The organism is Acinetobacter sp., assembly GCF_045628685.1.
Taxonomy (GTDB): Bacteria; Pseudomonadota; Gammaproteobacteria; order Pseudomonadales; family Moraxellaceae; genus Acinetobacter.
Genome location: NZ_JAZQPV010000007.1, coordinates 1 through 10348 on the forward strand (window position 1 = coordinate 1; position 10348 = coordinate 10348).

Genomic DNA, 10348 nt, shown 5'->3' on the forward strand with positions numbered 1-10348 from the left:
TGTTCACCTGTTTTTTTATATCCTCCACCATTGGATAAGTAGGTTTGAACAACTTTCAGTTTAAATTCTTGAGAATGTTTAGCCATAGAAAAGCACCCTTCAAATTAGATTAAGTGTCTAACTTTCGGGGTGCGGTTCATATCTCTAGGCTTTTTTGTCGAGTTGAATATGTCATTTTTGCCATTGTAGTGAGTGAAAAAAGGCGTAATCTTAAAAAAATGATAGATAATTTTTATCATAAAAATGAAGACAAGTAATTAAAGCTTGTGATTGGTAATGATAAAAACTCAAAAAGATTCAGTATTCAACTGAATAAAAAAAAGAAACAAGGAAAAAGTCATGATGCAATGGTCTAAAACGCTGCTACTGGGTGTAGGTCTGTGTGCTGTAACCGGGATTAGCCAAGCAAAACAAGTGATATGCGTATTTGATTTAGTCGGTAAAAATGGCGATGTCTATACCTTTATGAAAGACTATCAATTAGCAGCTAAAAATTGGGGTGCGGATATCGAATTACGCGTCAATACCAATGAAGCGGTAGTTGCTGAGGACTTTAAGGCTGGTAAATGTGACGGTATTAGCGTGACGGGTATGCGCGGTCGTCAGTTTAATTTATTTACTGGTTCTTTAGATGCAATTGGTGCCATTACGAATTTGAATCTGGCAGTGAAAGTGATGCAGGGTTTAGCAAGCTCTAAATTTGCACCGCAAATGGTGCAAGGTAAATATGAAATTGCCGGTGTGATTCCAATTGGTGATGCTTACTTGCTTGTGAATGACCGAAAAATTAATACCGTAGCTAAAGCGGCGGGTAAAAAAATTGCCGTTTTAAGCTATGATGAAGCACAGAAAATTATGGTGCAGCAAGTTGGGGCGCAAGCAGTAAGCGCTGAGATCACAAACTTTGCCAGCATGTTTAATAATGGTCAGGTCGATATTATTGGCGCACCCGCAGCAGCGTTTAAACCGTTAGAGCTACATAAAGGTTTAGGTAATAAAGGCGCGATTGTGAATTATCCAATTTTACAAGTGACCGGTAATATTATTATTCGTCCAGAAAAATTCCCCGCAGGATTTGGTCAAAAATCTCGAGAATGGATAAAAGGCGAATTACCACGTGCCTTCAATATCTTAGGTAAAATGAGAGCGGACATTCCAAGTAAATATTGGATGGATGTACCCGCAGTAGATAAACCGGGCTATCAAAAAATGATGCGTGATGCGCGTGTTGATTTAACTAAACGTGGGATTTATGACAAACGCATGATGAAATTATTGTGGCAATTCCGTTGTAAGAATGATCCGAAAAACTTCGAATGTGCCTTGCAAGATGAGAACTACAAACAATCTTGATAAAAATACTCAGATTTGACTTTAAATCTGCAAAGACTGACCATATATTGGGTATGCTATACTTGAAATATGGTCTTTATCTTTTAAAGACAACTGAATTGAACAGAGGATCCAACATGAATGCCCAAGCTCTTGTGCTGACTGACAATGCTGCAAATAAAGTACGCCAATTGCGTGATAGTGAAGGCAACCAAGAATTAATGTTACGCGTTTATGTTACAGGTGGCGGTTGTTCTGGTTTCTCTTATGGTTTTAACTTCGCTGAAAGCATGAATGAAGATGATGCTGAATTTGTAAATGGTGATGTGAAAATGCTGGTCGATTCTTTGAGTTATCAATATCTTGTCGGTTCAGAAGTCGATTATATTGAAGGCTTAGAAGGATCACGTTTTGTGGTTCAAAACCCAAATGCAACTACAACTTGTGGTTGTGGTTCTTCTTTCTCAATTTAATACAGAATTTAAAAAAAGCTCTCCAAGTAAGGAGAGCTTTTTTATGAAAAGTAGAAATTAAGAGTGGGTAAAAACATAATTAAAAAATTATGCTTCTAATTTTGCGGCTTCCAAAATATCAAAAATAACGGTCGTCACATCTTGGCTTAAATCACGATTGTTAAAAATTTCATGTGCCGTAATGGTTACATCTGTATCACTTGGCAGTAAGCGTTGTTCTTCTTCAATTAACTGCTGAATGGGTAATAAGGTCTGTTTTATTTCCAAATGCAGAATATCTTTGAACTCAAGATTTTCATCTTCCAGCTCAATCAGTTGTTCGTTTAAAAATGGCAATAAAATAGAATGGAGGTAAGGCTGAATCTCAATAATATCAAAGATTTCAATCTCACGAGTTTGCTCAATTGTACTAATGTGATCATTCATTTCAATCAGAATATGGTAGTAACTCACACGCGTCTCCAGAGATTTTATGTTGTCATTTATTGACATCACAATAACATGAAATGAGCCTGATTTCCGCTCTATTGCCCCGTATATACTTGTAAAAAGTAAGGGGTTTTTGCATTGTATCCAGGTTTGATCTTAACGTGTCTGTAATAAGGCCAAATCTGCCATCGATAATCTGAAATTATGCATCTGTTGATCTTTCATTATAGGGTACATCAGCGCTTTTGGGTCTTGATTGTGTTTTAGGCCCAGTGCATGGCCAAATTCATGGGCAAGGGTTAAGCGTAAATCATCCGCTGATTCGAATTCGTAAATATTAATATGTTGACCATTAAATAAGCCTTTATCAAATAAATGCGGCTGAAAGCGTTGATTAAATTGATCGATGGATTGATTGAGTTGTTGGTTGATTTGATTTAGTTCATCCACATGGCTATTCAGTTGCTGAATCTTTTGGTTATACAAATTGATTTCCTGTTCTAGTGCAAAAATTTGTTGTTGTAATTGATGATGTTGTTGTATGAATAGATCATGTTGTGAAGGCTTTAGATCTCCATTTTGATTGATCAATGCAATTTTTTGGTTATATTGATCTAATCGCAGATCAAGCTGGTTTTTTTTAGCTTCCAGCAGTTCATTGGCGCGGTTGAGTTCCTCTTTGAATTGTTTGAGATTTTGTTTTTTATTTGACCATGTTTGCTGGCTTTGTTGGATCGTACCTAGGTGTTGACGGCGTTGGTTCGATTCCTCTTGGCGCTGATCATAAATTAAATGAATTGCCAGTCTAGCCTTGGGATCATAGACAAAATAATCTTTGCCTGTACCTTGTTTCCAAATATCTGTGGCTTGTTGGCTAATCAGCTGCAGCTCATTTTCAGTTAAACCAAAACGTGGATCGACTTCTGCAATGCGATAACGCAGCCGTGTATCGAAGGGATGTTGAATACGATCCAGCAGATGATTGTACCGAATTTGTGGGTGATTTCGAGTTTGATAGGTCATGAGCAAAAAGAACATGACTAAAAGGCAAAGTACAACGAAGCGCATAATACCTTTAACATTTGTTTATTTTGATTACTGTATAACATGTATTCGAGGTATAGAAATAGAAAAACCGCGCTTTCGCGCGGTCTCTTTTTAACTCTGTCGAGTCAAATTAAAGCGACAAATTATTTTTTGTCATCTTTAACTTCAGTGAACTCAGCATCTACAACACCATCATCCGCTTTTTGTTGTTGACCCGCATCACCTTGGAATGCATTTGGATCAAAACCTTCAGCACCACCTTGAGCGCCTTGTGCAGCTTCATAAGCACGTTGGCTAATTGGCATAATGATGTTCTGAAGCGCTTCAGTTTTCGCTTTGATTTCTTCAACATCATTTTCTTTAGTTGAAGCTTCAAGCTCAGAAACTGCAGTTTCAATTGCAGTTTTTTCGTCTGCAGTTACTTGTTCGCCAAGATCTTTCACTGCTTTTTGAGCAGAAGATACAAGCGCATCGGCTTCGTTACGTGCTTTTGCTAACTCTTCAAATTTGCGATCTTCTTCAGCATTCGCTTCAGCATCTTTAATCATCGCTTCAATTTCAGCATCTGATAAGCCAGAGTTTGCTTTAATTTGAATTGACTGTTCTTTACCTGTGCTCTTGTCTTTCGCAGACACTTTCAAGATACCATCGGCATTGATGTCGAAAGATACTTCAATTTGTGGCACACCACGTGGAGCAGGTGGGATATCGCCTAATTGGAAGTTACCGAGCAATTTGTTTTGCTGAGCCATTTTACGTTCACCTTGGAACACAGAAATGTCTACAGCGGGTTGGTTGTCAGCAGCTGTTGAGAACACTTGAGATTTCTTCGCAGGAATCGTGGTGTTTTTCTCAATGATTGCTGTTAATACGCCACCCATTGTTTCAATACCAAGGGTAAGCGGAGTTACGTCAAGAAGAAGTACGTCAGTTTTGTCACCTGAAAGTACAGCACCTTGAATCGCAGCACCCATTGCTACCGCTTCGTCAGGGTTCACGTCTTTACGTGGCTCTTTACCGAAGAATTCTTGAACTTTTTGTTGAACCATTGGCATACGTGATTGACCACCAACCAAGATTACGTCAGAGATGTCTGAAGTCGAAAGACCAGCATCTTTAAGCGCAATACGGCAAGGCTCAATCGTACGAGCAACAAGATCAGCAACCAAACCTTCAAGTTTAGAACGTGTTACGTTGATCACCAAGTGTTTAGGACCAGTCGCATCTGCAGTGATGTATGGAAGATTGATTTCAGTTGCAGTAGAAGAAGAAAGCTCGATTTTTGCTTTTTCCGCTGCTTCTTTCAAACGTTGTAATGCAAGCGGATCTTGTTTCAAGTTCACGCTTTGTTCTTTCTTGAATTCTTCAACCAAGTAGTCAATTAACGCGTTATCGAAGTCTTCACCACCCAGGAAGGTATCGCCGTTAGTCGACAATACTTCAATTTGCTGGTCGCCATCCAGATCAGCGATTTCAATGATGGATACGTCAAAAGTACCACCACCCAAGTCATAAACCGCGATTTTACGGTCGCCTTCTTTTTTGTCCATACCGAACGCAAGAGCGGCAGCAGTAGGTTCGTTGATGATACGTTTAACATCAAGACCTGCGATTCGACCTGCATCTTTGGTTGCCTGACGTTGCGCATCATTAAAGTAAGCAGGAACAGTAATCACCGCTTCCGTAACAGTTTCACCCAAATAATCTTCTGCAGTTTTTTTCATCTTTTTCAAGATTTCAGCAGAAACTTGTTGTGGTGCCAATTTTTTATCGTTTACCTCAACCCAAGCATCACCATTGTCTGCTTGAATGATTTTGTAAGGAACAAGACCGATATCTTTTTGAACTGCTTGGTCTTGGTACTTACGACCGATCAAACGTTTGATCGCGAATAAAGTGTTTTTAGGATTGGTTACCGCTTGACGTTTAGCAGACTGCCCCACCAAAATTTCGCCATCTTTATAGGCAATAATCGATGGAGTTGTACGAGTGCCTTCAGCGTTGTCGATAACTTTAACTTTGTCGCCTTCAAGTACTGCTACGCAAGAGTTTGTAGTACCTAAATCAATACCAATGATTTTAGCCATTTGGATGCTTCCTCAAAATTATTTTTTGCAATGCTTTTGCTTGTTATCGGATATGAGAGCCATTCAAAATTTTTCAAGTTAATTTGATTAAAAAAGTGAAAAACTCCCGAATTTCTTTACCTTATTGGCCTACTAAGACCATTGCTGGACGAAGTAAACGGTTCGACAAGGTATAACCTTTTTGCAATACAGTACCAATTTCACCTGCATTAGCATCAGGTGCGATACCTACTGCCTGATGTAAATCTGCATTGAAACCATTACTCATATTCACTTCAACTACACCGAATTTTTCTAGTGTGGTGAGTAGTGATTTCAAGGTAAGTTGCACACCTTCAAGGAGTGGCGATTCAATATCGCCTGCAGCTTGAATGGCACGCTCTAAATTATCGACAGTGTCGAGTAATTCTTTAGCGAACTTTTCAATAACAATTTCTTTATGCTTTTCAGCATCACGTTGAATGCGTTCCACGCTTTTTTGCGCTTCATATACCGCATTGGCTGTACGTGCTTTTTCAAGTTTTAAACTTTCTTTCAAATTCGTAATTTGTGTTTGTAAATCTTCAACTGAAACTTCAGTTTGCTCCGTTTCAGCTTGAGTTTGTGCTGTTGGTTGATCAGCTTGCTCTTGCCCTAGATCTTGAGCTTGTTCGTTTTGCTCAGTCGCCATAGATTTACTCCGTTTAAATGGGTTCTTAAACATGTACAGTCCTTTTGGCTTCAGTGTTAACTGGGTTAATTCTGAACTGCCATGAGTGATAAAATTCATGATTAATATAAAGGTCGGGGCAGGCAATAAAAATTCAAGCGAGACAATCAATTAAATCTGTTTAATTTGATTAAAATGATTAAAAAATCTGGTTTTTCGAGAGATGAGCTTAAAAGTGTTGGATTCATTATGCTCAATATGGAACGAATGGATAAAATCAGACAGCAGCTTAAATAAAAGCTTGGTCATCAGTTCATGAAAGAAACAAGTTTTGTTGCTCTGTGTTCGTTTATATGGAGGGTCGAGGTAAGGAACGATATAGAGAAAAAGAGATAATAGAATATAAAAGAGATTAATGTTGTGAAGGGTACATTAGACTTAGACGTTAAAACGATCAATATTAAATAAATTATATATTTCACAAAAAACTGCAGGTTGTTTATTATTTCATCCAGATTCTATCGCTGTAGTTTCTTCTTGTTATTTTTGAAATAAGTTTTCTAGGCTTACCCAACCTCTGGGTAAGCTTTTTTTTTGCCTAAAATAAAGTAAGCAGGGATAAATACGAATCTTGGATCTTTGTTTAGCAAATTATTGTCTTGTTGTTGAATCATAGTTAAAGAGACAAAGCCACTAACTTGTGATAATCAGAATTTTTATAAAATTAAAAAAATGCCCGAGGTTAGAAAGGGCAGTGATCAGATAACAGTATTTTAATTGTTGCGACGATGGTCATTCCAAGGTCTTTTTTGTGATTTACCTTGCGGTTGGTTTTTTTGACGATGTTGCACACCTACTTTTTTATGCTGTTGTGCTAAGCGTTGGCGTTCAAGATCACGCTTTTTTCGATCCCAATTGGAGGGGTTATTCCGATTTTTTTCGGCAGCTCGCTTACGCTGTTCTAATTGATGTTGTTGTTCACGTTTTTTACGCTCCCACTCTGACTGCTTTTGACGATTTTGTTCCCATTGGTGACGTTTAAGATCACGTTTTTTTCGTTCTAATTCCAAGCGGTTTTGACGCTGTTGATATTCCCAACGTTGACGATCTCGTTCTCGGTCATAACGGTTGTCATAATCCCGATCATAACGACGGTCATAGCGATTATCATAACCTCCGTTGTAATAACCACCATCTTCTGGAAATGCCACACACCCTACAGTTAAAAATGGGGTGATTAAAAAGAGTATAATGAGTTTTTTATTCATGACTTACATCCTTCTCTGTATAAGGAGTAGCAAAAATACTCCAAAATATAATTGGAAATTGTCAATGACAAGGTATAAAAAGAAGATTAGCGTATGAATGTTTTTACTGTGTATACAGATGATTAGACTTGTATAAGAGTATGGTCAATTATTTACTGATCATGTAGAAAATGTGAAGAATATAATAAAAGGAAGGGATATTGATGGTTGCTTTTAATCGAACTCTACAGACAATGATAGAAAAAGGGCAAGGCACAGCAGCACGCACTTTGGATCGGTTGCCGAGTTTTGCGCAAAAGTCTTTAGTTAAAATTTTAAGATATCCGCACCAGTATCCTGAACTTGATCCTTTAATCCAATGCATGATGGCCGCCCAGTTAAAACAGGGTAAAAGTGGCTTCATTGGTGAGGATGTTGTCCATGCACGTAAAACTTTTGATTTACAAATGCAGGCAATTAAGATTAAACCCACGCCAGTAAAGCGAGTGGAAGAGATACGGCTACCTTTGCATAGTGGCACCATCTTCGCGCGGCATTATCATCCTGTACCGAGTAAAAAACTTCCGATGGTGGTGTTTTATCATGGTGGTGGTTTTGTTGTGGGGAGTCTCGACTCACATGATGAAGTGTGTCGCATACTTGCAGTGCATGCAAAGGTACAGGTGCTGAGCATTGACTATCCTTTAGCGCCTGAAACCAGCCCGACAAAACTGATCCAAACCTGTGAAGATGCACTGGCATGGGTATATCAAAACAGAAAACAGCTTAAAATCTTAAAAAATAGAATTTCAGTGGCGGGGGATAGCGCCGGTGGTAATATTAGTGCGGTGGTTGCCCAGCGTAGTGCCAACAAGCTTCATGCACCGCAAGCGCAATTACTGCTCTATCCTGCAGTAGATTTTAAAAGCCGGCATCCATCGTTTCATGCCTATAAAGAAGGTCTGGTTCTCACCGGTACGGATATCGATTTTGTAACGCACTATTATGCGGAAACTCATCAGGTAGAATTGGATGATCCGATTATTTCACCAACCTACGGCCAGCATGAGAAATTAGCTCCTGCATTTGTGATTACAGCGGGTCATGATGTGTTGCATGATGAAGGTGAAATTTATGCCTACAAGTTACGCCATCGAGGCGTAAAAGTGCATTATCAGGAATATAGCGATCAGCCACATGGTTTTATTAATCTAACTCCCATTTCTTCTCGGGCTAAAAAGTACGTGATTGAAATCAGTAAGAACTATAGAAAGTTTTGGGATAAGCACGGTTAAGCTTTTTAATAAATTCGATGCTGTATATGAAAGGTGTTTCACGTGAAACACCTTTTATTTTTTTTCAATTTTAGCGGTAGGCAGAATGAGGCTAAATTCTGGAACATAAAAGCTTTGTAAATATTTGACTTGAGAAAAATCTGGAAAGATATCTAGAGTATTTTCCCAAGACGCCTGTTTGAGTTTACAGAGTTTGCCACGAAATTGAGGGCTGAATTGGTAATGTAGACCTTGCCAGGTCTGATGAACATTGAGCAGCCGTGCAGGTATATGATGACTATTAATATAGAAAGCCTGACTGTGCTTATACTTCTGTAGGCATAAACTCATTTCTTGCTGCCCAAATGAAATATTGCAATACACCATATCATCTTTGATCAACCATTCAAATTGAGCCAATTGTTTTGGAATGCCCCAAAAATGTTGGCCATGTACCACAGAGGTTTTAGTCGATACATAAATTTTAGGAATCGAAGACAACCGTCTTTTGCTCATTAAAGGATGATCGAGAATCAGCAGTTCATCATAAGGACCCACTGGGGATTCCTGATAGCGAACCAATATCACCTGAACTACTCGACCAATAGGAGAGGGAGCAAGGTGGAAAGCTTGATTCAAATTAATAAATTTTGGCGTTAACCAATAGTTCAAAATAAAAGCATCACCATGTAAATGCCAAGGTGGGTGGTTATGAAAAGTTGTAGGAGGTAATTCGTCACTCATTATCATTCTCATTTTATCTCGAAAAAAGAGATACTATTTTTATTTATAGTGAACGATTAATATATAGACATTCACAATTACAACTTGAAGTAGAAGAGTAAAGAAATGTTAAAACCTACCCTGTTTGCTGTTGCTGCTACCTTGATCAGTTTACAGGCAATCGCTGCAAACTCAATTGTAGAAATGAAAACGTCTATGGGGAATATTGAAATAGAGCTCTTTAATGATAAAGCCCCTATTTCAGCGAAAAATTTTGAAGGCTATATAAAGGATAACTTTTATAACGGTACCATTTTTCATCGTGTGATTCCGGGCTTCATGATTCAGGGGGGAGGAATGAATGCCAACATGGTAGAGAAGCAGACAAAGGCTCCCATTCAAAATGAATCGTATAATGGTTTGAAAAATAGCCGTGGTACTTTAGCAATGGCGCGTACCAACAACCCGAACTCTGCATCTAGCCAATTTTTTATAAATACTGTTGATAATGAATTTCTGAATAAAAGCCAGATGAATGCTGGATATGCGGTGTTTGGCCAAGTCACTAAAGGTATGGATGTAGTGGATAAAATCACTAACGTATCGACAGCGAATTTCGGTATGCATCAAAATGTACCGCAGCAAGCTGTAAAAATCGTCAGTGTGACGTTTAAAGCAGCACCTGAGAAAAAGTAATACAAATTAAAGCAGAAATGTTTAAATAAATATTTATGCTTTAAAACAATAGTTTGAAACTTTTTTGTATAAAATTGACTCAGTTTGGTGCATAAAAATAGTACACTCATTGTTTTTGTCAGTTAAAAGCACTTGCGCGTGTACGAAATTGCCCTATAATGAGCGCATACCAACGAGATATGTTGAAACGAACGAAACGCGAAGCGTTAAGTTGTTGAGATTATCTTGTTGAAACTTGTCTCTGACGAAGAGCAAGAAGATCATTAAGAGATTATGAAGAACAACTTGTGTGGATTTTTACCGGTTGATCGATCGAAATTATTTTCATTGATTGATGGTAGAAATGACTCGAAGTTTATTTGAGAAATATTTGTCAGAAAATTGATGAGCC

General features: G+C 38.3%; 10 protein-coding genes. 4 read left to right on the forward strand and 6 right to left on the reverse strand.

The annotated features are described in order from the left end of the window. The first annotated feature begins 342 nt into the window (after positions 1-342). Positions 343-1353, forward strand: coding sequence for a putative solute-binding protein (locus ACKI4H_RS01180; protein WP_407303321.1), 1011 nt, complete (start codon positions 343-345; stop codon positions 1351-1353). 116 nt (positions 1354-1469) lie between these two features. Continuing rightward, a complete protein-coding gene (gene erpA, locus ACKI4H_RS01185; protein ID WP_131292219.1) occupies positions 1470-1805 on the forward strand; it encodes an iron-sulfur cluster insertion protein ErpA in 336 nt (111 codons plus the stop codon). An 87-nt stretch (positions 1806-1892) separates the two neighbouring features. On the opposite strand, the gene ACKI4H_RS01190 is transcribed toward erpA, so the two are convergent. The 5 genes from ACKI4H_RS01190 to ACKI4H_RS01210 all read right to left on the reverse strand — a co-directional run bounded on the left by ACKI4H_RS01190 (position 1893) and on the right by ACKI4H_RS01210 (position 7285). Beyond that, positions 1893-2270, reverse strand: coding sequence for a hypothetical protein (locus tag ACKI4H_RS01190; protein ID WP_407303322.1), 378 nt, complete (start codon positions 2268-2270; stop codon positions 1893-1895). Between the two features lie 120 nt (positions 2271-2390). Beyond that, positions 2391-3302 (reverse strand): matrixin family metalloprotease, encoded by a 912-nt coding sequence (locus ACKI4H_RS01195; RefSeq protein ID WP_407303313.1) that lies wholly within the window; start codon positions 3300-3302, stop codon positions 2391-2393. 122 nt (positions 3303-3424) lie between these two features. Further along, positions 3425-5368, reverse strand: coding sequence for a molecular chaperone DnaK (gene dnaK, locus ACKI4H_RS01200; protein WP_407303314.1), 1944 nt, complete (start codon positions 5366-5368; stop codon positions 3425-3427). A 121-nt stretch (positions 5369-5489) separates the two neighbouring features. Continuing rightward, on the reverse strand, positions 5490-6038 hold the full coding sequence (gene grpE, locus ACKI4H_RS01205) for a nucleotide exchange factor GrpE (protein ID WP_407303324.1): 549 nt from the start codon (positions 6036-6038) through the stop codon (positions 5490-5492). 752 nt (positions 6039-6790) lie between these two features. After that, positions 6791-7285: a hypothetical protein gene (locus tag ACKI4H_RS01210; RefSeq protein ID WP_407303315.1), complete on the reverse strand. Its 495-nt coding sequence runs from the start codon at positions 7283-7285 to the stop codon at positions 6791-6793. Between the two features lie 203 nt (positions 7286-7488). On the opposite strand from ACKI4H_RS01210, the gene ACKI4H_RS01215 reads away from it, so the two are divergent. Next, positions 7489-8559, forward strand: a complete 1071-nt coding sequence (locus ACKI4H_RS01215; RefSeq protein WP_407303316.1) for an alpha/beta hydrolase — start codon at positions 7489-7491, stop codon at positions 8557-8559. 54 nt (positions 8560-8613) lie between these two features. On the opposite strand, the gene ACKI4H_RS01220 is transcribed toward ACKI4H_RS01215, so the two are convergent. Further along, positions 8614-9282 (reverse strand): acetoacetate decarboxylase family protein, encoded by a 669-nt coding sequence (locus tag ACKI4H_RS01220; RefSeq protein ID WP_407303317.1) that lies wholly within the window; start codon positions 9280-9282, stop codon positions 8614-8616. A gap of 105 nt (positions 9283-9387) precedes the next feature. Here ACKI4H_RS01220 and ACKI4H_RS01225 point away from each other — a divergent pair, with 105 nt between their 5' ends. Next, positions 9388-9957 (forward strand): peptidylprolyl isomerase, encoded by a 570-nt coding sequence (locus ACKI4H_RS01225; RefSeq protein WP_407303319.1) that lies wholly within the window; start codon positions 9388-9390, stop codon positions 9955-9957. Positions 9958-10348: the final 391 nt, after the last annotated feature.